This is a genomic window from Haloferula sp. BvORR071 (assembly GCF_000739615.1).
Lineage (GTDB): Bacteria > Verrucomicrobiota > Verrucomicrobiia > Verrucomicrobiales > Akkermansiaceae > Haloferula.
Genome location: NZ_BATP01000026.1, coordinates 18,888 through 45,743, shown reverse-complemented (window position 1 = coordinate 45,743; position 26,856 = coordinate 18,888). Strand labels below are relative to the sequence as shown.

Annotated in this window: 29 protein-coding genes; 13 read left to right on the top strand and 16 right to left on the bottom strand. The window is 62.0% G+C overall.

Features of this window, described 5'->3' with window-relative positions; genetic code table 11:
• A partial coding sequence (locus BV071_RS14740) for a LysE family transporter (RefSeq protein WP_265594453.1) occupies positions 1-655 on the top strand: 655 nt, incomplete at its 5' end.
• 67 nt (positions 656-722) lie between these two features.
• On the opposite strand, the gene BV071_RS14735 is transcribed toward BV071_RS14740, so the two are convergent.
• Positions 723-1,406: a L,D-transpeptidase gene (locus BV071_RS14735; RefSeq protein ID WP_035608532.1), complete on the bottom strand. Its 684-nt coding sequence runs from the start codon at positions 1,404-1,406 to the stop codon at positions 723-725.
• 82 nt (positions 1,407-1,488) lie between these two features.
• Positions 1,489-1,938, bottom strand: coding sequence for a hypothetical protein (locus BV071_RS14730; RefSeq protein WP_035608528.1), 450 nt, complete (start codon positions 1,936-1,938; stop codon positions 1,489-1,491).
• Positions 1,939-2,060: 122 nt separating this feature from the next.
• Between BV071_RS14730 and BV071_RS14725 the strand changes: the two genes are divergently transcribed.
• Entirely contained in the window at positions 2,061-2,345 is a 285-nt protein-coding gene (locus BV071_RS14725; RefSeq protein ID WP_035608525.1) for a 4a-hydroxytetrahydrobiopterin dehydratase, read from the top strand.
• A 188-nt stretch (positions 2,346-2,533) separates the two neighbouring features.
• On the opposite strand, the gene BV071_RS14720 is transcribed toward BV071_RS14725, so the two are convergent.
• Positions 2,534-3,310 carry a VC0807 family protein gene (locus tag BV071_RS14720; protein ID WP_035608523.1) on the bottom strand — a complete coding sequence of 259 codons (777 nt, stop codon included), beginning with the start codon at positions 3,308-3,310 and terminating at the stop codon, positions 2,534-2,536.
• A gap of 138 nt (positions 3,311-3,448) precedes the next feature.
• On the opposite strand from BV071_RS14720, the gene BV071_RS14715 reads away from it, so the two are divergent.
• Complete coding sequence (locus BV071_RS14715; RefSeq protein WP_075090922.1) at positions 3,449-3,784, top strand: DUF3820 family protein; 336 nt, start codon at positions 3,449-3,451, stop codon at positions 3,782-3,784.
• 7 nt (positions 3,785-3,791) lie between these two features.
• On the opposite strand, the gene BV071_RS14710 is transcribed toward BV071_RS14715, so the two are convergent.
• From BV071_RS14710 to BV071_RS14690, 5 genes are all read right to left on the bottom strand, one after another.
• On the bottom strand, positions 3,792-4,196 hold the full coding sequence (locus tag BV071_RS14710; RefSeq protein ID WP_035608520.1) for a hypothetical protein: 405 nt from the start codon (positions 4,194-4,196) through the stop codon (positions 3,792-3,794).
• A 128-nt stretch (positions 4,197-4,324) separates the two neighbouring features.
• Entirely contained in the window at positions 4,325-4,819 is a 495-nt protein-coding gene (locus BV071_RS14705; protein ID WP_035608518.1) for a hypothetical protein, read from the bottom strand.
• A gap of 17 nt (positions 4,820-4,836) precedes the next feature.
• Positions 4,837-5,295 carry a GNAT family N-acetyltransferase gene (locus BV071_RS14700; RefSeq protein ID WP_035608516.1) on the bottom strand — a complete coding sequence of 153 codons (459 nt, stop codon included), beginning with the start codon at positions 5,293-5,295 and terminating at the stop codon, positions 4,837-4,839.
• Positions 5,296-5,455: 160 nt separating this feature from the next.
• Positions 5,456-6,487, bottom strand: coding sequence for a class II fructose-bisphosphate aldolase (gene fbaA, locus BV071_RS14695; protein ID WP_035608553.1), 1,032 nt, complete (start codon positions 6,485-6,487; stop codon positions 5,456-5,458).
• 115 nt (positions 6,488-6,602) lie between these two features.
• A complete protein-coding gene (locus tag BV071_RS14690) occupies positions 6,603-7,478 on the bottom strand; it encodes an AraC family transcriptional regulator (protein WP_035608513.1) in 876 nt (291 codons plus the stop codon).
• A 104-nt stretch (positions 7,479-7,582) separates the two neighbouring features.
• Between BV071_RS14690 and BV071_RS14685 the strand changes: the two genes are divergently transcribed.
• The 5 genes from BV071_RS14685 to BV071_RS14665 all read left to right on the top strand — a co-directional run bounded on the left by BV071_RS14685 (position 7,583) and on the right by BV071_RS14665 (position 12,529).
• On the top strand, positions 7,583-8,542 hold the full coding sequence (locus tag BV071_RS14685; RefSeq protein WP_035608511.1) for an aldo/keto reductase: 960 nt from the start codon (positions 7,583-7,585) through the stop codon (positions 8,540-8,542).
• A 97-nt stretch (positions 8,543-8,639) separates the two neighbouring features.
• Positions 8,640-9,284 carry a cyclase family protein gene (locus BV071_RS14680; RefSeq protein ID WP_035608508.1) on the top strand — a complete coding sequence of 215 codons (645 nt, stop codon included), beginning with the start codon at positions 8,640-8,642 and terminating at the stop codon, positions 9,282-9,284.
• 11 nt (positions 9,285-9,295) lie between these two features.
• Entirely contained in the window at positions 9,296-9,883 is a 588-nt protein-coding gene (locus BV071_RS14675; RefSeq protein WP_035608505.1) for a hypothetical protein, read from the top strand.
• A 7-nt stretch (positions 9,884-9,890) separates the two neighbouring features.
• Positions 9,891-11,381, top strand: coding sequence for an altronate dehydratase family protein (locus tag BV071_RS14670; protein ID WP_035608503.1), 1,491 nt, complete (start codon positions 9,891-9,893; stop codon positions 11,379-11,381).
• 77 nt (positions 11,382-11,458) lie between these two features.
• Positions 11,459-12,529, top strand: coding sequence for a hypothetical protein (locus BV071_RS14665; RefSeq protein ID WP_035608501.1), 1,071 nt, complete (start codon positions 11,459-11,461; stop codon positions 12,527-12,529).
• 459 nt (positions 12,530-12,988) lie between these two features.
• Here BV071_RS14665 and BV071_RS14655 read toward each other — a convergent pair whose 3' ends face one another.
• Positions 12,989-14,101 carry a hybrid sensor histidine kinase/response regulator gene (locus BV071_RS14655; RefSeq protein WP_035608495.1) on the bottom strand — a complete coding sequence of 371 codons (1,113 nt, stop codon included), beginning with the start codon at positions 14,099-14,101 and terminating at the stop codon, positions 12,989-12,991.
• Positions 14,088-16,277: a CHASE3 domain-containing protein gene (locus BV071_RS32995; protein ID WP_052573368.1), complete on the bottom strand. Its 2,190-nt coding sequence runs from the start codon at positions 16,275-16,277 to the stop codon at positions 14,088-14,090. Before BV071_RS32995 ends, BV071_RS14655 begins: the two co-directional genes overlap by 14 nt.
• A gap of 346 nt (positions 16,278-16,623) precedes the next feature.
• Between BV071_RS32995 and BV071_RS14645 the strand changes: the two genes are divergently transcribed.
• Together BV071_RS14645 and BV071_RS34295 are read left to right on the top strand one after the other, a co-directional pair.
• Complete coding sequence (locus tag BV071_RS14645) at positions 16,624-16,821, top strand: CsbD family protein (protein WP_035608492.1); 198 nt, start codon at positions 16,624-16,626, stop codon at positions 16,819-16,821.
• Positions 16,822-16,903: 82 nt separating this feature from the next.
• Positions 16,904-17,065, top strand: coding sequence for a DUF3309 family protein (locus BV071_RS34295; protein ID WP_075090921.1), 162 nt, complete (start codon positions 16,904-16,906; stop codon positions 17,063-17,065).
• A gap of 15 nt (positions 17,066-17,080) precedes the next feature.
• Here the strand turns inward: BV071_RS34295 and BV071_RS14640 are convergent, their stop codons facing one another.
• On the bottom strand, positions 17,081-18,292 hold the full coding sequence (locus BV071_RS14640) for a hypothetical protein (protein WP_035608489.1): 1,212 nt from the start codon (positions 18,290-18,292) through the stop codon (positions 17,081-17,083).
• 65 nt (positions 18,293-18,357) lie between these two features.
• Entirely contained in the window at positions 18,358-18,879 is a 522-nt protein-coding gene (locus BV071_RS14635; protein ID WP_052573367.1) for a L,D-transpeptidase family protein, read from the bottom strand.
• Between the two features lie 192 nt (positions 18,880-19,071).
• Between BV071_RS14635 and BV071_RS14630 the strand changes: the two genes are divergently transcribed.
• Entirely contained in the window at positions 19,072-19,902 is an 831-nt protein-coding gene (locus BV071_RS14630) for a DUF4394 domain-containing protein (RefSeq protein ID WP_035608487.1), read from the top strand.
• Positions 19,903-19,974: 72 nt separating this feature from the next.
• On the opposite strand, the gene BV071_RS14625 is transcribed toward BV071_RS14630, so the two are convergent.
• From BV071_RS14625 to BV071_RS14615, 3 genes are all read right to left on the bottom strand, one after another.
• Positions 19,975-21,756: a hypothetical protein gene (locus tag BV071_RS14625; protein WP_035608485.1), complete on the bottom strand. Its 1,782-nt coding sequence runs from the start codon at positions 21,754-21,756 to the stop codon at positions 19,975-19,977.
• Between the two features lie 326 nt (positions 21,757-22,082).
• Positions 22,083-22,631, bottom strand: a complete 549-nt coding sequence (locus BV071_RS14620) for a hypothetical protein (protein WP_035608483.1) — start codon at positions 22,629-22,631, stop codon at positions 22,083-22,085.
• A gap of 41 nt (positions 22,632-22,672) precedes the next feature.
• A complete protein-coding gene (locus tag BV071_RS14615; protein ID WP_265594452.1) occupies positions 22,673-23,077 on the bottom strand; it encodes an SH3 domain-containing protein in 405 nt (134 codons plus the stop codon).
• A gap of 44 nt (positions 23,078-23,121) precedes the next feature.
• On the opposite strand from BV071_RS14615, the gene BV071_RS14610 reads away from it, so the two are divergent.
• Complete coding sequence (locus tag BV071_RS14610; RefSeq protein WP_035608477.1) at positions 23,122-23,829, top strand: hypothetical protein; 708 nt, start codon at positions 23,122-23,124, stop codon at positions 23,827-23,829.
• Positions 23,830-23,847: 18 nt separating this feature from the next.
• On the opposite strand, the gene BV071_RS14605 is transcribed toward BV071_RS14610, so the two are convergent.
• A complete protein-coding gene (locus tag BV071_RS14605; RefSeq protein ID WP_035608475.1) occupies positions 23,848-24,684 on the bottom strand; it encodes a hypothetical protein in 837 nt (278 codons plus the stop codon).
• A gap of 98 nt (positions 24,685-24,782) precedes the next feature.
• Here BV071_RS14605 and BV071_RS14600 point away from each other — a divergent pair, with 98 nt between their 5' ends.
• The gene (locus BV071_RS14600; protein ID WP_035608551.1) at positions 24,783-26,702 is read left to right on the top strand and encodes an ATP-dependent DNA helicase RecQ; all 1,920 of its coding nucleotides are present in this window, start codon (positions 24,783-24,785) and stop codon (positions 26,700-26,702) included.
• The last annotated feature ends 154 nt before the right edge of the window (positions 26,703-26,856 follow it).

Sequence of the window (26,856 nt, the reverse complement as noted above, 5' to 3'; positions counted from 1 at the left end):
CCTACATCATGGCGGCCAAGAAGTGAACGACTGGCTGGAATTGGCGCGCTTCGCCCTGATCATGGCGCTCGGGCAGTTCAGCCCGGGGCCGGACATGATCCTGCTGACCCGGACCGCGCTGGCGGATGGCGCGCGGGCGGGGGTGATGATGGCGCTGGGGATTGCCACCGGGCTGACGATCCTGACCTCGATTGCGGTCGGCGGGGTGGCGGTGGCCTTTGAGAAGAGCCCGAGGCTGCACGGAATCATTTCCTGGCTGGCGGCGGCCTATCTGACTTGGCTGGCGTGGAAGCTCTTGCGGGCGGCATTTGCAGCGCCGCAGCCAGCGGCGGAAAATGGGGAGGAAACAGTGGCTCCGGCGGCGGGTCGAAGTCCTTATTTGCGCGGCTTGCTTTGCAACCTGCTCAATCCGAAGGCCATTATCTTCCTGGCGGCGATTTGCGCGGACTTCCTGCGAGGGGATCGGCCGCTGTGGTTTCCGTACGCGATCATCGCCGTGGTGGTGATCCAAGGAGGGGCGCTGTGGGCCCTGTGGGCGCGCTTGCTGCAGTGGGGACCCTTGCGGTCGCGCTATGAGCGTTCGGCCAAGTGGATCGATGGGGCCTTCGGGGTGGCCTTGATTGCGCTGTCGGTGAAGCTGGTGCTGGGGGCCTGATCGCCCCACAAAAAAAGCCCCTTCCGCAGGGCGGAAGAGGCCTTGATCCGTGGAGAACGGGAGAGACTTATTGGAAAGTCGGGGTCTTGTGCAGGGTGAAGTAGGCGTCACTGACGTAGGTGTCGCCACCGTAGTCAGGCAGCGGACCGGCATCCGGCGGGAGGTCGATCTTGCCGAGGGTAGAGTCCTCGGGCTGGCTGTAGGAGATGTTGACCTGGGTGCCGACCTTCACGAGCTGATAGAACTTCGGCGCGAGGTTTTCGTGCATGCGGATGCAGCCGTGGGTGCAGGGCGAGTGCTTCAGCCAGCCGGTGTGGAAGCCGTAGTTCGACTTGAACTCACACCAGTAGGGCATCGGGGTGCCCTTGAAGCTCCAGCCAGAGGGCTTGCTGGAGAGCATGGTCTTCTTCACCTGGTTGCCGGAGTAGGCGTAGCCGTGGGTGTTGGCGCGGTGCTTGTGCTCCTTGTTGAAGATCGTGAAGCTGCCGGTCGGGGTAGGGGAGCCGGGGGCGCCGGTAGAGACAGGCATCACCATCAAGGGGGTGTTGCCTTCCATCACGTAAGCCATCTGCTTGGCCAAGGAGACTTTCACCCTCACCGCGGAAGGGTTGGAAGGCTTCTTGGCGGGACGGTCGTAGGCCCGGTAGGTGGCCAGCCCCGCAGCACTTCTGACGGGGCCGTTGGAGCAGGAAGAAAGGAGGCCGGCCGCAAGCGCGGCCCCGGCGATCAGGATGGGTCGGAGCAATTTCATGATAGCAACTTGGCTGCTACCATCCCCAGATTGCCGCTGAGTTCAAGCCCTCAGGAGCGCCAGTTTTTCCTCTCGCCAGGGCTCAGCGGGTTTTTTCCCAAGAGCTGACGCGGCCATTGTGGAAAAGGACGCTGGCCCGCCGGTATGGGGCATAAACCACGTCCGGACCGTAGGGGTATCCGTAATTTGGATAATAGCCGTAGGGGCCGAGGCGACCGGTGCCCCAGCCGTAGGCTCCGAACCAGCCGTAGCTGGCTCCGTAAACCGGGGTGCTGCCAAGATATTCCCAGCGCAGGGTGCGGGCGCTGCCTTCACTGCCCTCATACTCCCGGCTGGCGCGGCCCCAGGCCAGATAGACGGCATCGGTATTCATGCCCTTGTCGATCTGGCCCTGGCTGACCATTTGTTTTTCGCGGCTGGAGAGGGCCTCGTACATCTGCGGCTGCGCGGCGATCCGTGCAGCGGGGGTGGAGGGCGCGCAGGAGGCAAGAATTGCCGCCGAAAAGGCGGCAAGCGGCAGCAGCGGTTTCATGTGACTGGCGATACACCGGCGGCACGAATCCTGCAAACCCCCGCGGTGGCAAATTTCCGGCGCAAACTCGCTTGCCAAGCGAGAATCGCCGAACGCAATCTCCCTCCGCAACTTCCCTCGCCATGTCCGACCTGCTCGAAGACGACGATCTCAAGGCCGCCCTCAAAAAATGCCCCGAGTGGGAGCATGAGAAGAAGACCATTACCCGGACCGTCGAGTTCGAGGAATTCATGGAGGCGATCGATTTCGTCAACGACCTCGCCGAGATCGCGGATGAAGCACAGCACCACCCGGACATCCGGATCCGCTATACCAAGGTGACCCTAATCCTGACGACGCATGATGCCGGCGGTGTGACCGAGGCGGACATCGAGCTGGCGCAGCGGATCGACAATCTGGTGGATTGAGCGAGCGAGACGGCAGAAGCCGTGTTTTCTTGAAGAGGCCCGCCTAACGGTGGGCCTTTTTATTTGGAGTGCTGCGGCACGACGCAGCTTTGGCTCCAGTGGCGCTCGCTTTCGGCAATCCGGTGCCGCTGGTCAAGGCATGACCTACCCAGAGTGAAAGCGGCGTCGTGCCGCAGCACTCCATATCCTCAGCGCGGGAGCATCAGCTCCTCGTCCTTCAGGCCGGTGAGTTCTCGCAGGCCCTTGAGCAGCTTGGTGAGAATCAGGAAGAGGATGCCCATCAGCGGGACACCGATGGCGATGAGGCCAGACCAGTTGAGCTTGCCGACGAGCGAGTTATAAGTCTCGAGCGCGTCGATGGCATTGGCGTCGAAGCCGCGGAAGAACCACTGGGCGAGGCCTAGGTTCATGAGCGAGCTGAGGAAGAAGGAGCCGGCGAACAACTTGGTGGCGCCGTCGAGCAACCCGGCGTAACGGCTGGTTTCGCCGCGTTCCTCGATTTTGCTCTCGATCTTCGGGACGTCGAAAATGGTGTCGTTGTAGAGGAAGAGGCGGATCAAGGGGGTCTGGGACTTGCGCGAGCCGAGGATCGCGAAAGCGAGGAACAAGGGGATGAGCGCCTCCTTGATGCCGAAGAGCAGGCCGGCATTCGGCTTCACCGTGCCGTCCTTGTTCCAGAGGTAGTAGGTCACCAGTCCGGTCGCGAGGACCGAAACCACACCGATGGCGGAGAAGAAATTGGCCTTGCGGGTCTGGATGAAGTGCCAGGCGCCGTAGCCGAGCGGCAGCGCCAGCGCCACGATCATCGCCCAGAGCGGGCCGATGTGCCAGGGCCGGACGGCCTTGCCGAGCTTCACCTGGAGGGCGGGGTCCTTGCTGAGGTAGCTGAGCACCAGCGCCGGAACGATAACGTTCACGAGGATATTGGCGAGCGGGTGTTCCGGCTTGGGCTTGGTTTCGGGCATGGGATTGAAATCGCCCGCAGGGAAGCGGGTTGTGGGGCGGATGGAAATGCTAAATCCGTGGCGGTTTCGCAGGGGGAATGAGTTGGAAAGGCCGGTTCGGGGGATTGCATCCTGCCCCGGGCGGGCCATGGTAGGGGCTTGTTTCCGCTGACCGACATCGAGCGCGAGGATTTCCGTAATTTGCTCGCGGAGATCGGGGGCACCTATATGCCCTTCGGCAAATATGGCCGCATGGCGGTGCCGCCGCGGGGGATGCCGATTTACGATCTGCCGGAGGAATACCTGTTCTGGTTCAAGGAGCGCGGATTTCCGAAGGGTCGGCTCGGTGAACTGATGGCGATCGTGTGCGAGATCAAGGGCGTGGGGATGGACTCGCTCTTCGATCCAATCCGGCAGGCAAAGGGCGGGCGCGTGAGCTTTCATCCGAAGCGGAAGAAAGCGCATCGTTTTCCGGATGCGGAGGACGGCGCTTGAGGCGTGTTCAGAGTCTGTGGCGTTTCTCGATGAAGCGCTCAAGGGCACCCCAGAAGGTGTAGGTGCCGCCCTGTCCTCCGAAGGAACTGTAGGTGATCACGCGGAGGAAGGAGCACAGAACGATGCCCGCAAGAATCACGCACTGGAACGCCAGGCGGATCCGCGGGCCTTTCATGGGCACGCTTATCGCATGGGCCAAGCGCGCGAGACCGTAGAAGATCGCCGTGTAGAAGGCGCAGTGGATGGAGAATCCGAAGGCGTGGCTTGCCTTGAAGCGTGCGAGCTCAGCGAAGGTGGAAACATATCCCCACACGGTGGGGACCGTGAAGGCGACGAGTCCGAAGCTTATAAGAATGGGGACGAAGGCGATCGCGAGGACCACGAACAAGGTGACGAAGAGCTTTTTAGGCATCGGGCAAGGCGGGATGGACGGATCCCGCCTGCGTCGCTGGAAGCCCTGATGAACCGGGAATGAAATCAGAAGGCAACTCCGGTGCGAATCTCATGAAGCACCCCTGCGCCGATCGGACAGGTTGATCCTTACAAATGAGGCCGGAACGCCGCCACGATCGCCTCGTCGCTGAGGTCGTCGTTATGGAGCTCCAAATCCGCGTGAACCCATGCAGCTTTGCTCATGGCGTTCACGTTGTGGATCGTTTCCGCATCCATCTGAAACTGAGGGTTGGGTTCCTTGGCCTCGGCCCGCTGCTGGCACAACTCCTCCGGAGCTGTGATCCGCGCGACGATGGTCTTCTCCCGCGGTCGGAGTTTCATGAGCCCTTCCAGAATCTCCTGAGAGGCCGCCGTAGTCTCCACGCTCAGCCTTCCATGCTCCAGGAGCGCCAGGCGGATTTCCGGGTGCACCTTGGCGATTCCTTCCGGGATTACCGGAAGTCGCCCGGTTTCCCGGCATTCCGAAAGGTAGGCCATCCATAGAGGCTCCACCTGCAAAAACCGGACGCCCAGATGCCGTTCCAGCACGAGCCCGATGTGGCTCTTGCCGCTGCCCCTGGGTCCGACGAGGAGAATGAACATGCGCTAAGCTTTCACTCTCACAGATAACATTCCATGATGAAGTTTGGGAGCGTCTCGCCCCGGACATGAACCTCATTGTTGCTCACATGGCGGAAACCGTGGCGGGCGAAAAAGGGCAGGGCGGTTATCGAGACTTCCGCATACAGCCTGGCCAGGCCCCAGGCACGCGCCTCGTCCTTCACGGTGGTCATGATCTGGGACATGAAGCCGCGGCGCGCGTAGGCGGGGTCGATGTAGGTACAGTCGATGTGGCCGTCGGGATCTAGCTCCATGAAGCCGACGACATTGCCATCGAGTTCCTTCACGAAGGGGCGCTTGCGGCCACAGCGCTGCTGCCACCGGCGGAAATCGATTTCCCCATCCGACCAGGCGAGGCACTGCTCGTGGGTGTAGTCGTGGGAGGCAAGCTGGTGGACCGCCTCATGGAAAATGCGGCCGATGGCGAGGTGATCGCCCGGTTGGTAACGACGGATCATGGAGAAGTGGCTTTCGGGGTGAGAAGGCCCGTGGAAGTCATGGGGGGCTTCCAAGCGACACGCCAAGTCCGGACATGAGAAAGGCCCGGCAGCAGCGTGCCGGGCCTTATATCTAAATTTACTGAAAAGTAAAGGGGTCTGTTAGGGCGCTTTGTAACGCTCAGACGGTCCCGAAGATCGTCTTCCCGGAGGAAAGCAGGTCCTCGCAGGCTTCTTTCATGCGCTCGCAGAGGCCGAGCTCGGCCTTCTTCAGGTAGGAGCGCGGGTCGTAGGCCTTCTTGTCGCCGACTTCGTGATCGATCTTCAGCACGCCTTCGATGTTCTGGCAGACGTGCGTCACGATCGGGCGGGTGAAGGCGTACTGGGTGTCGGTGTCGATGTTCATCTTCACCACGCCGTAGTCGAGGGTCTCGCGCAGGTCGCTTTCGGAGGTGCCGGAGCCGCCGTGGAAAACGAGGTCCATTTCAGCGTCTGCACCGTACTTGTCGGTCACGGCCTTCTGGCCATCCCGGAGGATGGAGGGCTTGAGCTTCACGGCGCCCGGCTTGTAGGAGCCGTGGACGTTGCCGAAGGTGGCGGCGAAAAGGAAGCGGCCGATCGGATTGAGCGCCTCATAGACCTCCACCATGTCTTCAGGGGTGGTGTAGAGCTTGTCGTGGGGCAGGCCGGAGGTGTCGTGGCCGTCTTCTTCACCACCCACGCAGCCGGCTTCGACTTCGAGGATGATGTCGAGTTCGGCGCACTCCTTGAGGAGCTCCTTGGAAATCTTGAGGTTTTCGTCGAGCGGGACCACCGAGCCGTCGAACATGTGGCTCTGGAACAGCGGGCCCTTGCCGGTGGCGATGCGCTCGCGGGAAGCCTGCAGGAGCGGCTTGAGGAAGCCTTCGACCTTGGCCGGGTGGCAGTGGTCGGTGTGGAGGGCGATCAGGACGTCGTATTTCTCCGCGAGGCGATGGACGGCCTCGGCAAGGACGATCGCGCCAAAGGCGGCGTCCTTCACGGAGGTGCCGGAGGCGAACTCGCCGCCGCCCGTGGAGACCTGGATGATGCCGTCGGACTTGGACTCGGCAAATGCGCGCAGGGCCCCGTTGATGGTGGGCAGTGAGGTGACGTTGATCGCCGGGTAGGCGTAGCCACCCTTCTGGGCGGCATCAAGCATGGCGCGGTATTGAGCAGGAGTTGCGACGGGCATGGCAAAGCCGGAGTAAACGAGGCTTCCCCCCGGCGCAAGGCCGGAGAAGTGCATTTGCCCGCGTCCGCTTCGTCCGGAGCTACAATCCGCATGAATCCCACAAATGCCGGTATTTTCAGGAAGTTCCGGAGCGCCGCCGCAGGAATTCCGCGGGGGAGACGCCGTGGACCCTTTTGAAGACCCGGGAGAAGTGGAAGGGGTCGAGATTCAGTTCCTCCGCGACCTCGCGTACAATGCGGCCGCCGCTGTCGAGCAGGGTGGCGGCGTGGCGCATGCGGCAGCGCAGCAGCGCGTGGTAGGGGGACTCGTGGCCATGCAGGGCGAAGAGGCGGGAGAGGTAGGCGGGCGAGACGTGGCAGGCGGCGGCGATTTCCGCGGCGGTGTGGAGCTCCAAAAAGCGGCGCTCAATGCAGTCCCGGCACTTCAGATAAGTCTGGTAGGACTGCTCGCGTCCGCCGGTTGCGACGGGGGATTCGGCGAGGGTGAGCAGCAGGATCTCGAGATGGAGCGCGGTGATGCGTTCCGCTTGCGGGCCGGTGCGGAGCCCGCTGGCGATGACTTGCTCGAAGGCCTGTTCCAGATCGCCGGGTTCCGGCAAGACCCGGCAGCTTCCGGGCAAGAGATCGGCAGAGCGGAGGAGCTCAAGGCCAGCGCGGCCGGTGAAATCGAGGAAGTATTTCACCGGCGGATCGGAAGGGTCCGCCTCGATTCGGTGGGGGACCCCGGGGCCGTAGGAGAAGACACTGCCACGATGCAGCGGCCACTCGCCGTCTTCGAGTTGGAGTCGGCCCTTGCCGCTTGCAACCAGTTCGACACACAGAAAGGGAAAGTCCGCCCGCTCGATATGGAAATCCGGGGCGCAGCGCTCCCAACCGCCACAAGCGGCGGTCAGAGGGTGGCTGGCAGGAGGATTAAGATTGAGATAGAAGCGCCGGGCCTCGCGGACCTGAGGCGAGACGAAATAAGGCAGATCCAAGGTATTCTGACTCACAATCGGAGCATTCCTGAAGCTGAGAATAGGTCAAGAATCGTCATGGATTGGCAAAAAACCGGCATGGCTGAGAAGGGTTAAGGTGGTCATGCTGCCGCGAACCCATGAAGTATCGTCCGCTCGGCTCGACCGGCCTGCAGGTCTCAGTTCTCGGCTTTGGAGGCTCCTCGCTTGGCTCCGTTTTCCGGCAAGTGACCCTCGATGACGCCATCGCCACAGTGCGGGCGGCCTTGGAGGGCGGGATGAACTTCATCGATACCTCACCGTCTTACGGGCAGACCTTGGCCGAGCTGCGACTGGGATGGGCGCTGGAAGGCGTGCCACGGGATTCCTACATCCTGGCGACCAAGATCGGCAGCTACAGCGAGCCGCGCGGCGACTACGACTTCTCCGCCGCGAGCACGGAGCGGAGCATTGAGCACAGCATGATCCGCTTGGGGATCGATCACATCGACTTGATCCAGTGCCACGATATCGAGTTTGCGGATCATGACCAGATCGTGAACGAAACCTTGCCCACGCTACAGAAGCTGAAGGAGCAGGGGATCGTGCGGCACATCGGGATCACCGGGCTGCCGCTGAAGATTTTCCCGTCCATCCTCGACCGGGTGGCACCGGGCACGGTGGAGACGATCCTGTCCTTCTGCCACTACGAGCTGAATGATACCTCGCTGGGGGATATGATCCCCTATCTGCAGAAGAAGGGCGTGGGGGTCATCAATGCCTCGCCGACAGGGATGGGTCTGCTCACGCAGCGGGGGGTGCCGGCTTGGCATCCTTCGACTCCGGCGATCCAGGAGGGGTGCCGGAAGGCGATGGAGCACTGCCGGGCCAAGGGCGTGGACATCGTCCAGCTTGCGCTGCAGTTCGCCTGCGACAACGAGGCCATCGCCAGCACGCTGGTAGGCTCGGCGAATCCGGACAACATCCGTGCGAATATCGCCTATCTGGAGCAACCCTTTGACCGGGATCTGCTGGCGGAGGTGATGGAGATCCTCGGGCCGATCCACAATTTCAACTTCACCCGCGGGCTGCCGCAGCACCGCGATCCGATCCTCGGGTGAGGTGGATGCTGGAAATTGGAGAAAGTTTGCGCGGATAAAGATGCCTTTATGCGTGTAGATTCAGGTTCAATCATGGTTGGAATCGTTTTCGGAATCCATGCGCCTCTTTGATCTATCCCAGCCGCTTTTTGACGGCTGCCCGAATTGCCACGTGCACCCGCCGGTGCGCCTGCCGCGGACGGCGGATCATCCGCTGGATGGCTGGCGGATGGAGGAATTCCACATGGCCTCGCATACCGGCACGCATCTGGATGCGCCGCTGCACAAAATGGCGGGCGGTGCTGCGATTGATGCTTATCCGCTGGAGACTTTTTGCGGGGAGCAGGTGATTGCCGATCTCACGCACTTGGATGCGAGACATCCGATCGGGCCGGCGGATCTGGAAGGCGTGGGGCCATGCTCGGGAAAGATCCTGCTCATGAATACCGGCTGGGGCCACAAGCGCGCGAAGACCGAGGAGTGGATCCATTGCTCGCCCTGGCTATCGCCGGCGGGAGCGGAGTGGGTGGTGGAGCACGACGTGCGGGCGGTGGGGATCGATCATTTCTCAATCGGCGGGACGGGTGAGCAGAATGCGCTCACCCACGAGATCCTGCTGGGGAACGGCGTGTGGGTGATCGAGGAGCTGTGCTTCCGGGAGGGCTGGCAGGAGTTTGCGGAGGGCGCGAGCTTCATGGCGCTGCCCTTGCTGGTGCCGGGTTTCTCGGGATCGCCTTGTCGTGCAGTCCTGATGAAAGTGTAGGGTGCCACACCATGAACGAACTGACCCGCCAACTCTTGAAGGTGCTGTGGAAGGGACAACCAAGCTTCCGGGAAATCGATGCCCGGCTTGCTGAAGAATGCAGGACGATGTCGCCGCCTGAGGCCGGCGTGATTGGGCGTGATCTGATCCTGCGCAAAGAGCGTCTTTACACGCGGACCTTCAGGCTTGCGGCTTGGCTGGCCTCGGATGGAACCGCGGGCAACGACGGCTTCATGGATTTCGCCGATTGCGTGGCGATCCTGCCGGAAGAGCGTTACCAACGGATCGTGGAGAATCCTGACTCCTTGATCGACGATGAGGTGTCGAATAACTTCAGGGAGTTCTATTTCGCTTCACGGGTCGCGAGAGTGTTCGACAAGGCGGTCCTCGATGAGGAGGCCCATTTCCTCTACTTTCTGGTACTCGGGCTGGAGGAGGAACTTCCGCCGAGAAACGCGCCTTGGGATGATTCCGACGTCGCGGAACGCTTTCCGCGGCTTTATGAGAAGCATGGGCACCTCTTGACCGCGCCCAAGCCGCGTCGCTCAGGGATCGGCTCCTCCGGAGATCGGGTGACCTTGGAGGACCTCATTCCTTGAAATACTCATGAAGCTGCTCGTTCAAATCCATCCGGATGACAATGTGGCCGTGGCTCCGCAGGCGATTGCGGCCGGGACGCGGAATGAATCCGGCATGGAGCTGGGGAATATCCCGGCGGGCCACAAGGCCGCACTGCGGGCGATCGCGCCGGGTGAGCCGGTGGTGAAGTATGGCTTTCCCATCGGGGTGGCGACGGAGGCGATCGCGGCGGGGCAGCAGGTGCACTCGCACAACCTGCGCACGGGACTGGCGGAAGACACGGCGCTGAAGTACGAGCCGCATGGTAGTTCTTCAGATGCAAGCGGATCGGTGCCAGCCTTCATGGGCTACCGGAGGCCGGATGGGCGGGCGGCGACGCGGAATGAGATCTGGATCGTGAACACGGTGGCCTGTGTGAACGTGCCGAGCCAGCGGATCGCAGACCTTGCGGCTAAGGAGTTCATGGTGCCGGGTGGGCCGATCGATGGGATCCATGCTTTCACGCATCCCTACGGTTGTTCTCAGCTTGGCGATGACCTTGGCTATACGCGGAAGATTCTGGCAGGGCTGGTGCGGCATCCGAATGCGGCGGCGGTGCTGATCCTGGGACTCGGGTGTGAGAACAATACGCTGAAGTCCTTCCTCGCGGAGGCGGGGACGCTCGATCCCCAGCGGGTGAAGTTCTTCAATGCGCAGGAGGTGCAGGATGAAATCGGGCACGGGATGGAGGCAATGCGCGGGCTGGTGGCCTATGCCTCGCAGTTCAAGCGCGAGCCGATCCCGGCATCCGAGTTGGTGCTGGGGATGAAGTGCGGCGGCAGCGATGGCTTCAGCGGGATCACCGCGAATCCGCTGGTGGGTCGCATTGCTGAACGACTGGCAGGCTGGGGCGGGACGGCGGTTCTAACAGAGGTTCCGGAGATGTTCGGAGCCGAGGCTCCGCTCTTCAATCGCTGTGAGAGCGCTGAGATTTTCGATGAAGCACTGGCGATGGTGAATGGCTTCAAGGACTACTTCCGCCGGCATGGCGAGGCGGTGCATGAGAATCCCTCGCCGGGAAACAAGGAGGGCGGGATCACGACGCTGGAGGAGAAGTCGCTGGGTTGCATCCAGAAGGGCGGCCGTGCACCGGTGAAGCAGGTGGTGGGCTATGGCGAGTCGGCGCGGCAGAATCTGGGCGGGCTGTGCCTGGTGGAGGCGCCGGGGAATGACGGCGTGTCCTGCACGGCACTGGCCGCGGCGGGTGCGCATGCGATTCTTTTCACGACGGGTCGGGGAACACCGCTCGGAGTGGCGGTGCCGACGCTGAAGATCGCGTCGAATTCGGATCTGGCTGCGCGCAAGCCGAACTGGATCGATTTCAATGCAGGGAAGTTGTTAGAGCCGGAGGCGGTGGAAGAGGATGTCACGGATGAGCTGATGGCTCTGATCCTGGAGACGGCCTCGGGCAAGGAGGCGCGGAATGAGATCAATGGCTTCCGGGAGATCACGATTTGGAAGCAGGGGGTGACGCTCTAACGGCGATATTTAAATCTGAAATTTGAAATTTGAGATCAGATCCCGCGAAGCGAGGCGGGTTCTAACCAGATTGCAGCGTGATACTTCAATTCGGGGCGGGGAATTTTTTGCGGGCCTTTGTCGATCTATTCGTCTCGGAGACGGGCTTCGATGAGATTGTGGTGGTGCAGTCCACCGGGATTGAACGGGCGGAGGCGATCAACCAGGCTGGCGGGCGCTATCATGTGGCGGTGCAGGGCTTTGCGGATAGTCGGGTGATCGATGAAACCTTGGAGGTGAGTTCGATCACGAAGGCACTGCATGCGGGCACGCAATGGTCGAAGGTGCTTGAGATCGCGCGGCGGCCGGATCTGCGCTGGATCGTCTCGAATACGACTGAGGCGGGATTTGTGCTGGAGGAGGCGGATGCGGGGCAGGAGGGAGTGCCTGCTTCCTATCCGGCGAAGTTGTTGGCGGTCCTGCTGACGCGGCATGAGGCGGGCTTGCCGGGGCCGGTGATCTTGCCTTGCGAGCTGATCGAGCGGAATGGCGACAAGTTGCGCGACTTTGTGATCGAGCAGGCGGCTCGATGGAAGGTTTCGCAAGAGGCGCTGGAGTGGCTGCGGGGAGCTTGCCGCTGGGTGAACAACCTGGTGGACCGGATCGTGCCGGGACCACCGAAGGCGCACGAGTTGTTGGGGAAAGATCCCCTGTTGCTAAGCGCAGAGCCTTTTGCGTTCTGGGCAATCGAGAGCTCAGAGCGGTTTGAGCTGAAGCATCCTGCGGTGGTGACGGCCGCGGATATCACGCCCTATTACCTGAGGAAGGTGCGGATCTTGAATGGCCTGCACAGCGCGCTGGTGTGCAAGGCGATGCCGATGGGGATCGATACGGTGCGCGAGTGCTTGGAGAATGCCGAGGTCGCGGCGTGGCTGGATGAATTGCTGTATCAGGAGATCGTGCCGGTGTTGGAAGGCAGGGTGGAGGATCCGGAGGGCTTCGCGCGGGTGACCTTGGATCGCTTCCGGAATCCGTTCTTGGAGCACAAGCTTTCGGCGATTGCGCTCAATCATGAGGCGAAGGTGAAGGTGAGGCTGGTGCCGACGTACGAGGAGTATCGTAGCAAGTTCGGGAAGGGGCCGCGTCTGCTGGGCCAGCTAGTGAGTTGAAGGGGATGGCGCTCCTATGTTAATGGGAGAGGAGTGTGACAAGCCGCTTCCTCAGATCCTACGACTTTTGGCTGGGTATACTGGTGCCAGCCGTTCTCTTGTGGCGTGGGTGCTATCGGCTTTCTATCGTACCGAGGTTTTCTTGGGTGGACCGCGTGGTGTGCGGATCGATCATCGTGATGGATATTTGCGGCTGACCGTGTGGCGTGACCCGGATGCAGCGAAGTGGGAAGCGCCGGCATTTGAGGATGTCCCGCGGTACGGCCATTTCATCCCTGTCGAAGCGTGGCGCTGGCAATGGGATCACGATTTTGTGGACATCCAGATCTCGCATTGGGTGGTTCTCGTGACTTACGCGGTGGCCTTCTGGATACTGAGGAAATGGCACCGGAGGCGGCATCGAATTGAAAATCCCTTGCCGCCAGACGCATGAGGCGTCCCGATTGGGACGCGAGAACCTCATGCCAGCGGCAGCTTCACGACGAAACAGGCTCCGCCCCGTGGTCCGCGCTCGTAGTGCACGCTGCCGCTCATGGCATCCACCAGCTCATGGACGATGTGGAGGCCCAGGCCGGTGGAAATTTCGCCGCCGGTGGGGCGGGCGCTGAGGCGGGTGAACTTGCGGAAGAGCAGATCCTTTTCCTCGTCGTCCACGCCGGGTCCTTCGTCGTCGATCTGGAAGATGCCGCGGGTATCCTTCTCCAATACGTGGACTTGGACCGCGGAGTCGTGGGGGGAGAACTTGACCGCGTTCGAGATCAGGTTCTCCAGCGAGCACAGCAACGAACGGCGGTCGGCGATGACCGGGACGTGCTCGGCGTGGCACTCGAGCCGGAGCGTGATGCCCTTGCGGTTGCCATGAGGCGTGAAGTTTTTCACCGCTTCCTCCGCGTATTCGCGCAGGCAGAGCGTGGTGAGACCCATCTGGGCCTTGGTTTCGTCCAACTGACGGGTCTGCAGCAGAGAGCCGACGATCTCCAGGGCGCGCTCGGTGGACTCGCCGATGCTGCCGACAAGGGCCGCTTGGGTCCGTGGCATGGTATCGCTGTGTTCCTTCAGCATCGCGGCGGCGAAGCGGACGGCTCCGAGAGGGTTCTTCAAATCGTGGGCGACGACTTCTAGCAGGCGGTTGCGCTCCTCAATCGTGCTGGCGAGGCGGCGGCGAGCGGTCTGGAGATTCAGGTGAAGCTGGACGCGCGATAGCAGCTCGGCCCCGTGGAAGGGCTTGGTCACGTAGTCCACCGCTCCGGCAGCGAGAGCTTCCAGCACGAAGCTCTTGTCCGTGACCGCGGAAAGGAAGATCACCGGGATGTCCTGCCACTCCGGCTGGGCGCGCAGCTTGCGGCAGAGATCGAAGCCGGTCATGCCAGGCATCATCACATCTAACAGAAGCAGGTGGGGCTTCACCGAGCGCAGCTTGGCCAGGGCCTCTTCGCCACTACCGGCGGCGATTACCTCGTGGCCCTGCTTGAGCAGCAGCGTACCGACGACCTGAATGTTTTTCGGTTCGTCGTCCACCACCAGGATCAGAGAGGAGCCGGAAGGGCGCGGCAACGGATCAAACTGGGTCATAACGGGCGAGAGTATCCACGATGCCGGGGAAAATGGCGAGCAAGCGTCCGGCCTCCGCAAAATCCATGTTGGCCGCCGCATTGTCGAGTTGGGCGGCATAGTCCGCCAACGGCAGGCAGTCGTGGCGTTTGGCCCGCTCGCCCAGGTCAGTTGCGAAGCGCAGTGTGGCTTGGGCTGGGACCAGCTCAACGAGCCCGGGCAGCACCGCATCGCGTAGGGCGGCCAGTTCGGCTTGTAGCTCGGGCCATTCGCGGGCGTGGGCGAGTTCCTCCGGCACTTCCCCGGGCTGAAGCACAGGCTCGGGTCGAGGGCGGCCGGTGGCGGCGGTGGCCTGTACGGGGAGGAATTTCGCGAGCTCCAGGAAGAGGCGCTCGCGGCTGATAGGCTTGGTCGCGAAGCCATCGAACATCTGCTTCAGCTCTTGCTGGCTGTCGAGCAGTGAGGATGCGGTGAGGGCGATCAGAGGAATCTTGCGGGTCTCATCCCCGGCCTTGAGCATGGCATGCGCGGCGCGCCCATCAGTGATCGGCATGCGGATGTCCATCAATACCACGTCGGGGCGCTGGCGGCGGCAAAGGATCACCGCCTGCTCGCCATTCTCGGCCTCGGCGAGCTGATGATGGGTGCCCTGGAGGTAGCCGCGGATTAGTTCCCGGTTCAGCGGCACGTCATCCACGATCAGGAGCTTCGAGGGCGCGAGACGGTTGAAATCGGCGCCGCCGCCGCTGTATCCGGGCAGCACCTCCGAGGTCCGCTCCTGTTGGCGGCGCACCGGCACTGCGATGCGGAAGATCGAGCCCTTCGCCAGTTCGCTTTGCACCGTGATTTCCCCGCCCATCAGCTTGATCAGGCGCTCGGAGATACCCAGGCCGAGACCGGTTCCCTGGAAGTGGCGGCCTTGTTCGGATTCGACCTGATAGAAGGGTCGGAAAATGTGGTCGAGCTGTTCGCCGCCGATCCCGATGCCGCTGTCTTCAACCTCGATCCGCAGAGCCACCTCTTCCGGCGCGGCGCCGTTTTCGGCACGGATGTTGACGTGGACGTGGCCCTCGCGGGTGAATTTGAGCGCGTTGCCGATCAGGTTCACGAGCACTTGGCGCAGACGCAGGGCATCGAAGGTCAACGAGGGCGGTACCGAGGAGTCCAGATGGACCCGGAATTGCAAGGCCTTCTCCTGCGCCCGGAAGGAGAACAAAGTCTCCAAGTTTTCAACGAAGCGTTTCATGTCCACCGCTTCGGGGTGGAGGTCCATTTTCTGAGCCTCGATCTTGGAGAGGTCGAGGATGTCATTGATCAGCGTCAGCAGGGAATTACCGCTGGTCATGATGGCCTTGGCATAGTGCTTCTGCTGCGGCTTGTCCGACATCTCGTGGAGTAGCTCGCCGAAGCCGAGGATCGCGTTCATCGGCGTGCGGATCTCGTGGCTCATCATCGACAGGAAGTCGGTCTTGGCGCGGTCCGCCTGCACCGCCTTTTCCTTCTCGAAGATCAGGCGCTCTTGGCGTGCCCGGGCGCTGAGATAGAGACCTAACAGAACGGTGCCGACGATGCCCGCGATGATCGCAACCACGCTGGTGGAGACGACGATGGTGTTGGTCTCCTTGAAGCTGCGGACCAAGCTGATCTGGCGTTTGGTGAGGGTCTCTTGCTCCCGGTCCCGCATCTCGTCGACCAAGGCGCGGAAATCATCCATGATTCGTTTGCCGCGCTCGGTGGCCACCACTGCGGCGGCGGCATCGGTGTTTCCTGCGCGGCGGATTTCGATGGCTCGATCACACTCCGCGATCTTGGCCGCAGAGATTTCCTCCAACCTCCGGAGATGTGTTTGCTGGGGAATATCGTTCTTGGTCAGGGCGATGAGACGCCCGATGTCGCCCTCGATTTGTTTTTCGCCGTCGATTTGCTTCTCGGTGCGGATTTCCTTTTTGGACTTTTCGTAGGGCTCCAGGAAACTGTCATCGCCGGTGATCAGGAAACCACGGTAGCCGGTTTCCAAGTTCAGCATTGTCACCATGAAGCCGTCGAGTTCCGCCAAGAGCGAGCGGATGCGCTGGACCTCCTTGAACTCATCCAGGTTCGCCTGGGTATTGTGGATCGAGGTGAAGGCGCCATAGCTGATCATGACCATCGCGATCAGGGCCGCGGTCAGGTATCGGGCTCGAAGATGGCGGCGCATGACGGAACGAGTGGCGCTTGGTGAATCCAGACGCAGCGGAAACCCATCATCCCATCGCTGCGGCGACAAGATGATTTAACGAGCGTTTTCCAAGGGCATTGAAACGGAAATCCGCGGCAATCATTGCAAGTTTCTGCAACGTTGCCGGGATACCCATCCTTGCAGGATGCATCGGCATGAGCAGGGATGTTAGGTAGCTGAAGAGCGACAAAGCGACGGAAAGCCTAGCAGTTCCGGGCTTCGCGCGCTTGGACCGGTTGCAGGCACGCGGTGTGTTGAAGGGATGGCGGCGATATCCAGCGTGAGACGCCGGAAACGCCGATTCATTCCAACCACCAACAAACCGATGAATACCCTCGAAATCAAAGGCAACTGGAACATCGCGAAAGGCAAGCTGAAGCAAAAGTGGGGTCAACTCACCGATGACGATCTTGATTTCGTGGAAGGCAAGCAGGACGAGCTGGTCGGCCGCATCCAAAAACGGACAGGCCAGACCCGCGAAGAGGTCGAGAAAGCCATCAAGGATTCCTGCGACTGCGGTTGAGCTGAAAATTACGATCGCCCCGGCACTCAGGTGCCGGTGGCGGTCTCTCCGAAAACTCCAAACACCCCAAAAGGAAACCATTATGAGCACTCTCGGACTCATTCTCTTGATCGTTCTCGTCCTCGCCTTGGTCGGTGCCTTGCCGACTTGGGGCCACAGCCGGAGCTGGGGCTATGGTCCCAGCGGCGGCTTGGGATTGATCGTGGTCATCGTAATCCTGTTGGTTATTTTTGGCAGGATATAAGGCCCGCGTTTTAGCTCACTCGAAGGTGATCTCCAGCCCCTTCTTCCGCCATGCATCGGCGAAGTCCGCTTCCAAGCGTTCGTAGGTGCTGCCGCCGAGGAGTGGGGCGAGCGCCGCGTCACCGGTAGAACCGCTGCGGATCCCTTTGAGATAGGCGGTCATTGGCTGTGAGCGGCCGCCGCCTTCCATGTGGAGGAAGTAGTGCGTGAGCAGCAGGCCGAGACCGTAGTGCAGATTACCCTTCGGGCCGGCGAAGTTGTCGTAGTCCATCTGCATGAACTGGCGCAAGTGAGGCGCGCTGATCTTGGCGCCTAGAGCACGGCCGTTCTTCTTGTCCTCGCCGTAAGCGGTCACGAATGCCAGCACCGCATTGCCATAGGGGTCGGGACGGAAGTAGCCCCAGCTGTAGGGAGTGGTGCAGATGTACTCCGCAAGGCCCTCCACGAACCAGCCGTTCCGTAGCGCCGGGCTCATGTAGGAGCGCGGTGTGACCTGATGCGTCAGCTCGTGGATCAGCACCGAATTGGTCGCCGTGGTGTCGATACTGAAGCCCGTGGGCGTCTTGCGCAGGCCCAAGCTATCCAAGGGCGTGAGCACGGCCCCGGAGCCGGGGCTGTAGCAGGCAGCGCTGCCAGCGCGCCCGCCCGCGGCAAGGTACTGCTCCTTGGTTTCGAAGAGCAGGATATCGAGCCTCCCCTGGCGGGGTGTGCCGCCATCCAGTCCCAGAGGGATGCTGGTGGCATACTTCCAGGTAGTCTCGAACATCATCGCGAAGTTGCGGAGGACATCCGAGGTCAGCCGGACATTGCTGGTGAAGCGGTAGTGCGGACTCTCGTAGATGAAGACATTTTTCTTCGGGTCTTCCGAGATCACCTTCGATTGCGAGGAGCCATCCATGCGGATCTCGCGCGGCCAAGCGTAGCCGAGGTTCGAGGAGGCTTGGCTTGGTGCCCCCGGGGTATCACCGCCGCCAGTGGGGGGCGGCGCTACCCGATGGTTGCGGGCGCGGACTTGGTCGCTGGCGCTGAGGTTGGCCAGCGGGCAGGTGAAGGCCCGGCCGCCCTCCAGGGTGAAGATCGCATTTGCACCATCCACTCGCACGAGCTGGGCCTGGAAGCCTTGGCCGGCGCTATTGGTCCAAGTGCTGATAACCGCCTGTGAGGGGCCGCTAAGCAGCAGGCTGGCAGCGAGAGTATAGGGGAGGAGGCCATGGCGGGTGAAAACCATGGCCTTATTGAAAATCAGGTTTTTGGGAGAATCCGAGCCGAAAAATGCGCTCGGGCGGCCCCCGCTCAGCGCTCGACTGTGACGGGCGTGCCGAGCCGGACGGCGTCGTAGAAGCGCTTTGCCTGGCGCTTCGGCAGGCGGACGCAGCCGGCGGAGGCCGGATAGCCCGGCAGATTTCCCGCGTGGAGGCCGTAGCCGCCGGTGAAGCGCAGGAAATAAGGCATCGGCACGCCCTCGAATTTGCTGCCGGGCGGGCGCTCGCCTTTGCGGATGTCGACGTTCTGCTTCACCACCTTGCCGTCGCGGACGTAGTTGCCGTAGACGGAGGAGCGGTGGTCGATGTCTTTCTCGATCACGCTGTAGCGGCCGGTTGGCGTGTGCCTGCCCTCGCGGCCTGAGGAGATTGGCGAGACAGCGACCACCTCATTTTGATGGTAGAGGTAGGCCTTTTGCTCACCGAGCTTCACCACGATTTTGCGGTTGCGGGTGCCCCCGTGGTCGGCGAGGGCACCGAGTTCAGGGATGTGGGCGCAGCTGGCGGCGAGCGGCAGGAGTAACAGGGCGGAAGTGCGGTGGATCCAGTTCATGCAATGGCGACGGCATCCCCATCGGCCAGAGGGCGGCGGTCGTCAACCCCAAGGCCGCCACTATGCCCCCATAGCAATTTCATTCCACCACTTCGTGGTAGGGATGCTTCCGGGTGTTAGGTTGGCGATCGTCCGTCTTCCGGATTCGCGGATCGGACACTTGCCGAAAAATCCCAACCCCACGGAAATTCCATGAATGCGTTGATTCGTTCCCTTCTCCGCCCGGTGCTGCTACCGGCTTTGTTGGCCGCTGGCATCGCGCCCGCCATGGCGCAGGAACAATTGGTAGGCCTCGCGCCGCAGAACAAATTGGTCTTCTTCGTCTCCACCAGCCCGGGCAATGTCGAGGTGCTCAAGGTGACTGGTCTGGCGAAGGGTGAGAAGCTGCTGGGCATCGACCGGCGGCCTGCGACCGGTGGTCTCTATGCTCTCAGCAGTAGTAGCCGGATCTACACCATTAATACGACCACGGGGGCCGCCACAGCGGTGGGGACGACTGCTTTCACCCCGGCTCTTAGGGGCACGCGCTTCGGTTTTGATTTCAATCCGGTGGTCGACCGGATCCGGATCGTGAGCAATACCGGCCAGAACTTGCGGGTCCATCCGGACACGGGAGTCGCCATCACGCCTGCGGATGTCAACCTGGCCTACGGTGATGCTGGATTGGCACCTCTGGTCGCGGGGGCTGCCTACACCAATAGCGTGAGCCCTGCTCCGCTCACCACCACGCTCTACGATATCGATGCCGCGCGCGACGCACTGGTGATCCAGAATCCGCCGAACAACGGCACGCTGGTGACCGTGGGCTCGCTGGGCGTGAACACCACCGACACGGTGGGCTTCGACATCGCGGGCAGCGGTGCCGCCTTTGCCAGCCTGCAACTCAAGCTGAGGTATGGGAAGTCGAAGCGGGCCGCGCTTTATACCATCAATCTTGGCACAGGTGCCGTCACCTTGGTCGGCAAGATCGGCGGGCCTTATCCGATCAGCGGGCTGACGGCCTTGGGGTCGGTGGCGAATTGATTTCCTTGGTAGCTGCAGTTCGTAGATAGCAAAGCCGGAGCGGACCATCCGCTCCGGCTTTTGTCGTATCGCTCAGGGATTGTCGTCGCTGATTTTGAAGAAGCCCTTGCGCGCGGAGAGGTCGGTGATGGTGAAGGTCGCGGGGGCTCCGGTGCCATTGAGGGTCTGGATGGCCTGGAAGGGCGCAACCATGTCGGGCGAGTGGAGGAGGGTGTATTTCACCCCGGCCTGGGCAGTGAACCCGATCAAGAGGTTCCCGGCTGCATTGCGCGTGGTGGTCACTGCCAGCTTGAGCGGTGCCGAGCTCGCTTGGTAGGGATCAATCTTCAGGGCGAGCGCGTGGATCGGCAGCGTGACCGGAGTGAGCGTCGTGGTCCGCGCGGTGGCCGTGATGGTGGTGGCCTGCGGATCGATGGTGAGGGCCTGTGCGGTGAGTGCGGCGGGCAGGAGGGTGATCGTGTTCGCGGCGTAGTCCGGGCATGCGGCGATCACCGATTGGAAGCTCGGGTTGTAGCCGATGACCCTCAGGCCATCGCCGAACTCCGAGGAGAGGGTGCCGGTGGTGTCGCGCATGGAGAGCATGGCACCGTTGTTGAAGGTGTCGTTGCGGACGAAACCTTGGACGGTGTTGGTGCCAGCGGGCACCTTGGCGACGAGCGAGCGGGTCGGCGATGCGGTATCGTAAATGTTGAAGTAAGCGGCGTCGGCATTGACGGCGATCATGTAGGCCATGGCACCGACTCCGGCTGAGATGGAGGGGCGGAACTCGGCCGCGATCTGTCCGGTGGCATTGCTGAGACGCACGGCGAGTGGCTGGGAAGTGGCCGAGCCGCCGGAGAGGTCGACCTTCGAGCCGGTAAGCCAGACATCGTTGCCATTCGGGGAATAGAGATCCACATTCAACGATGCGCCCGTGATGGAGGTGGCCCAGGCCTTGCTACCATTCGCGTTGAATTTGATCAGGTGCGTCTTCTGGTTGTAGGTGAAGGTGCCGAGGTCGAAGCCGGTCTCGGTCAGCGTCAGGATGTAGGAGCCATCCGGTGCCGGATGCAGTGCGGGACTAAGGCTGAGCGTGCTGGTGCCCGCATTGACCGCGAAGGTCCGCGCCCAGCGGACCGCACCAGCGCCATCGAGATTGATGAGGATGAAAGTATTCGCGACGCCGTTGCTCGAGTTCTGGACGCAGACGTAGTGACCGGAGCCATCGGCGATGCTGGAGATGGAGGCGAACTGCGGATCGTCCTCTCCTGCTGCCACCGCGGGCAGGAACAGCGGGCTCGAGTAGTTCTTGCTGATGTCGAGGTTTCCGTTCGGGGTGAAGGACACCAGCGAGAGGGTGCTGCCCTGGTCCATCAGTTGCAGGATCTTGTCGCCCGGGGCCAAGGCGGTGACAGTCTCGTCGGGGTTGGCGGTGTGGCTGAACTCGTAGGCGAAGTCCTTGGCCAAGGTGCTGCCATTGCCGACGCCGACGCGGGTCTTGCCGCCGGGTAGGTTGTAGATGGCGAAGTACTTCGCGGGATTGCTGGGAAGCGGGCCGGCGATGGTGGGGTAGTAGCCGGCGAGCGGACCGGTCTCGATGTAAGCTGCCCACTTGAAGGCCGCGTTTTGATCGAAGTAACCGAAGCCGGCGACGGGATAGGTGTTCGCGCCGTTGGGGAAGTTCATGCTCGCGTAGAACGCGGCGCCGGTGAAGCCCTCGTGGGTCGCCATGCCGGCGGAAGTGAAGGCGGGCAGGGACGCATCGTTCTTGCGGATGATGTGCCCGAAGGGCTGCACCGCATGGGCGGCGGCAGTGAGGAGAAGAAGCGCTGCGGATGCGGCGGTGACGGCGTGGCGAGGAGAGAGTGGAGCCATGACTGCGGCTGTTTACACCTCATCCCGCAATTGGGAATGGAACGAAGGGTGCAACGGTGCCCCGGCTTTCAGATAAATTCTGTTAGAAAAGAGACCGCGGAAATGCGGTTCAAGCGTGGCGCGACCAAGTGCGTTCGCGTGTAATGCGATTGCGGGATTCCCTTGATTTGTTGGGCGATAGCCGCGCCTTGTGCCCGTTCAGCCGAGACTCAGGAGCAAGCATCGATCGCCTGATCCAAGGATGAGAAAACAACGAAGCCGGGGTGGATCATCCGCCCCGGCTTTTTTGTCCGGACTCTGAATTGAGCCCGCGTTATTTCGGTTTCTTACTTGCCGAAGGACTGGCGCACTTGGGCGGGCAGGGCGGCCATGGCCCCGCTGAGCTGGGCCTTCCACGCATCGCCGATCTTCTTGAAGGACATCACTTCCATGGACTCCACCTGCAACTCGCCGGCTCCGGTCTTGCAGCGGGTGACCACGTGGATGCGGTCTTCGCCTTCCTTCACTTCGCCGACGACCTTCACGTCGTCGGGCATCGTGCCGCCCGCATCTTCTCCCGCGCCTGCGGCGCTCTTGAGGAAGGTGGCGAAGAAGCCGAGGTCATCGAGCTTCTTGACGCTTTCCTTGGTCGCCTCTTCACCGAAGAAGGCAGTGATGACCGCGGCGCCGTCCTCGTCCGGCAGATCGGTCAGGAAGTCCAGCTTGGTCCGGAAGGCCTTCAGCTCGGCCGGGTCGAAGAGCTTGGCCAGAGCATCGAAATCCTTCGCCTTCTGGGCATCGTAATAGGCCTTGGTCATCTCCTGCGGCGTCGTCTGGGCGAAGCCGGAGGCGAGGGTGAGAAGCAGCGAGCTGAACGCGAACAACAGTAGTTTCATGGCTTGGGCAGGTAGGGATTCGCGGGGGGTGGATGCAATGATCAAGCGGGACGCAGCAGGTAGCCGGCGACCCAGCCCTCCTTGCCCTCGGTGGTCCGGCACCAGTGCCAGCCGTGGATCTGCTTGAGCGACTCCAGCTCATCGCCGCGCTTGATCACCAGCACGGTGGGATCGAAGCCCTCCATCGCGGCGAAGCGGCCCTCGCCGAGCGGCTCGAGGATTTCCTCCGGCACGTAGCCGTCGTTGCCCTTGTCATCCTCCGCCCAGACCCAGCCCGGCCAGGCGCGGTCTACAGGGCCGACGGTCACCTCGTCCCCGGGTTCCAGATTGATCGGGTGGCTGTCCTTGTCCTCGTAATCGGCATTGGCGATGAAGCGCGGCATGGTGAGATGCTGGAGTGGGATGGGCGCGGGGGCAAGAGCGGGCGTGGCTTCTGGATCCGTCACTGCGAAAATATTGAATGTCGACTTGCCCGTGATATAGCGAGGTCATGTCCCTGCTGTCCCACCTGCTTCGTCCGGTCCCGTTTTTCTTCGTCGCCCTCGCGGCCATTGCCTCCGCTGCGGGACAGGAGCCGCCGCCAGCTCCGACATTGCCGCCAGCTCCCGCAGGGTGGCAATATACCAAGGAACAGCTCGCGGTGAAGCCGGTGGGACTACTTCTCCAGCAGTACTCACGCCTGATAAAGGTCAATGGCGAGGGCTTGACTCTACGCAATCCGAAAAATGGGAAGCCGCCCGCCTCTGCCGCGGAACTGGCTGAGCACCGGAAAACGGCTGCCGTGGAGCGCGCCGCCGCATGGAAGGAAATCCATGTCCTGAAGCCCGAGGTGGCTGCTATGCTGCTCGACCCCGAGACCAAGGCCCTCGCCACTCCGGTGATTGCGATGTATGAAGAGGCCAAGCAGCTCGACGGACTGGATCAGCAGATCATCACGCTTCTCGATTCCGGAAAATCGGTGAAGTCGCCGGAAGTGCAAACGGTCATCGCGAAGCAGAAAGCCGTCGGCACCCAATATACCGAGCTGACCCTACAGACGCTGACGGAGATGAAGCGGGTCGTCGACGGGCTGGCAGACGCCAAGGCCGCTGCCAAGGCAAACCCGAGTCCGGCCCCTGCTCCGGCAAAGCCTGGAACGATCACTCCCGCGAAGAAGTCATCCAAGGATGAGCTGCCGCCGGGGATGACGCGGAAGTAGTCGCAGTGGGCAGACTGGCTAGCGGCGGGGGCGTAGAACCTTGAACGCGGCGAAGAGCAGCACGCAGCAGGCAGCCGCGAGTGCCACGCCGGGCCACCGTCCAGCAGGGGCATTGGTAGAAGGAGCGCTCCCGGGCGCGGTGGGAGCAATCCTTGGATTTGAACGCGCGGCCCGTGTGCCAGCCGGAGTGATTGCCGCAGTAGCGGGCCCATTCAGGCTATACTCTTGAGGATCACCTTTGAGACGGAAGCTGCGGTTACCTGCTTTCAGCTGCTCGTACCAGAGTTGCCAGGATACGAGATCATCATCCGAATCCCGCGATTTGTCTTCATGAGTCGGCGGGTTCTCCAGCAGTTGTTCCAAGGATCGGGCGGCCAGTCGGGCATTGGAAGGCCCACCGGCAGCTTCGCCGATCACTCCTGGCACTTCCGTATCTGAAAGGAACTCTCCCAAAACCCGGATGGAGCGGTAGTCGGACAGCTTGCCCACGTCGTTGATTATCCAACAGCGTTTCCGGTCGTAGTCTACGGAATCCCCGCCTCCGGCTCTCGATTTTGTCCGCGCTTCCAGAATTTCTTTGAGTAGTCGATCCGCAAAATCTGGAGTGGAGGACAATTTCGACCAAGCTGCCTCGCCCACCGGCCGAGCCAGAGGATCCTCACTTGATTTGTGAACAGCTAGAGTGGCCAGCAATCGTAAGTCATCGATGCTGGGAGACTCAGGGATCGCCTCGATTTGCTCTTGTTGCTCGTCAACCCATGCTTGGTTCACGCCCGATACAGGAGCGACCAAACCCAATAGCATAAGCAATGGGATGAAGATCCAGTCTTTGCGTGGAATGAGCAACTTGGTCATGGTGCAATACGTCCCGCGACCGTCGAGTGGATTCTCTGAGTCGCGATCGCGATACAGGCGCCCTTGCCTTTTCAGTGGGCGTGAGCCATCTCCCCTCCGTGTCCGGCGACGCTATCCATGACCTGCTCGAATCCCGCTTCGGCCATTCCGGCTTCCGGGGCGGGCAGCGGGAAGTGGTGGAGGGCTTGATGGATGGTCGCTCGATGCTGGCGGTGTTTCCGACCGGCGGAGGGAAGTCGCTGTGCTACCAGCTTCCGGCCTTGCTGCTGGAGGGGGTGACCCTGGTGGTCTCGCCGCTGATCGCGCTGATGAAGGATCAGGTGGATGCTTTGCGCGCGAAGGGGGTGGCGGCGGCGCGGCTGGATTCGACGCTGGAGCGGGAGGAGTATGAGGCGGTGATCCGCTCGCTCGGCGATGGCTCGCTGAAGCTGCTCTACGTCGCGCCGGAGAGGCTCTCGAACGAGGGTTTCCGAGCGGGGTTGAAGAAGCTGCGGATCGCGCTGGTGGCGATCGACGAGGCGCACTGCATTTCCGAGTGGGGCCACAACTTCCGGCCGGACTACCTGAAGCTGGCGAAGCTCTGCGGGGACCTGAAGGTGCCGCGGGTGCTGTGCCTGACCGCGACCGCCACACCGAAGGTGGCGAAGGACATCTGCACCGCCTTCCGGATCAAGAAGGGCGACCATGTGCAACTGAGCTTCCACCGCGCGAACCTGGACCTGCGGGTCACGCCACTGACGGCGCGGGAGCGCAAGCCGCATTTGTTAGAGAGGTTGCGGGCGAGCGAGGGTGCGGCGGTGGTCTATGTGACCCTGCAGCAAACGGCGGAGGAAGTGGCGACCTACCTGCAAAAGAACGGGCTGGCGGCGCGCGCCTACCATGCCGGGATGCCGGATGAATTCCGCGCCGATGCGCAGGAGTCCTTCATGAGCGGCAAGACGCGGGTGATCGTGGCGACGATCGCCTTCGGCATGGGAATCGACAAGGCGGACATCCGCGCGGTCTATCACTACAACCTGCCGAAGAGCCTGGAGAACTACACCCAGGAGACCGGCCGCGCGGGACGCGATGGGCTGATGTCTTCCTGCGAGCTGCTGGCCTGTGGCGATGATCTGGTCACGCTGGAGAATTTCACCTATGGCGACACGCCCTCGCCGACGGCCACGCAGCACTTGGTCGATCATATCCTGCGGATCGGCCAGGAGTTCGATGTCTCGACCTACGAGCTGTCGATGGTGAATGACGTCCGCCCGCTGGTGGTGAATACCCTGCTCACCTATCTGGAGCTGGAGGGCTTGATCGAGGCCACGCGGATCTTCTGGTCCACATGGCAGGTGCGCTTCCTGCGTAAATTCGAGGCGATGCTCGCGGGCTACGATGCGCGGCGTAAGACCTTTTTGCGGAAGATCTTCGCTGCGGCGAGCGAGGGCCGGAGCTGGCACACCTTCGAGGTGGCGGAGGTGGCGATGAAGACCGGTGAGGATTCGCAGCGGATCACCGCGGCGCTGGGCTACTTGGAAGAAGCGGGCGATGTGGTGCTGAAGAAGTCCGGCGTGCGCCAAGGCTACCGGATCAAGAAGGAGCCCGGCGACTTGCGTGAATTGGCCGCGCGGCTCGATGAGAAGTTCCGCAAGCGCGAGCTGTCGGATCTTGAGCGCCTGCGCGAAGTGGTGGAGCTGGCCGAGCAGCCGGGCTGCATCACCAACTTCGTCACGCGGCACTTCGGCGAGGAGCTGGCGGCACCCTGTGGGCACTGCGATCGCTGCCGTGGTATCGCTCCGCAGCCAGTGCCGCGCACGACGCATCAAGAGCCGTCGATAGAGGATTTGCAGATGATTCGTGATCTGCGCGACGAGCGGCACGCCGCGCTGAAGACCCCGCGGCAGCTTGCGCGCTTCTTGTGTGGGATTACGAGTCCGGCGGTCACACGGGCACGCTTGAGCCGACACGATGCCTTCGGGCTGCTGCAGCATCTGCCCTTCGGCGAGGTGTTGGCTTTGGCGGAGGAGTCACTCTGAGTGCTGCGGCCCTCGGGGATCCTGGATCTATTGCAGTAGGTTTCTGGTGGTTCTCGCGGAGCCTGAATCCCAAACCTCGCTTATCGCCATTCGAAATGCCGAACGCGTCGATATAGTTAAAATGTAAATGACGAGGTTTTATTTCTTGGTGAAT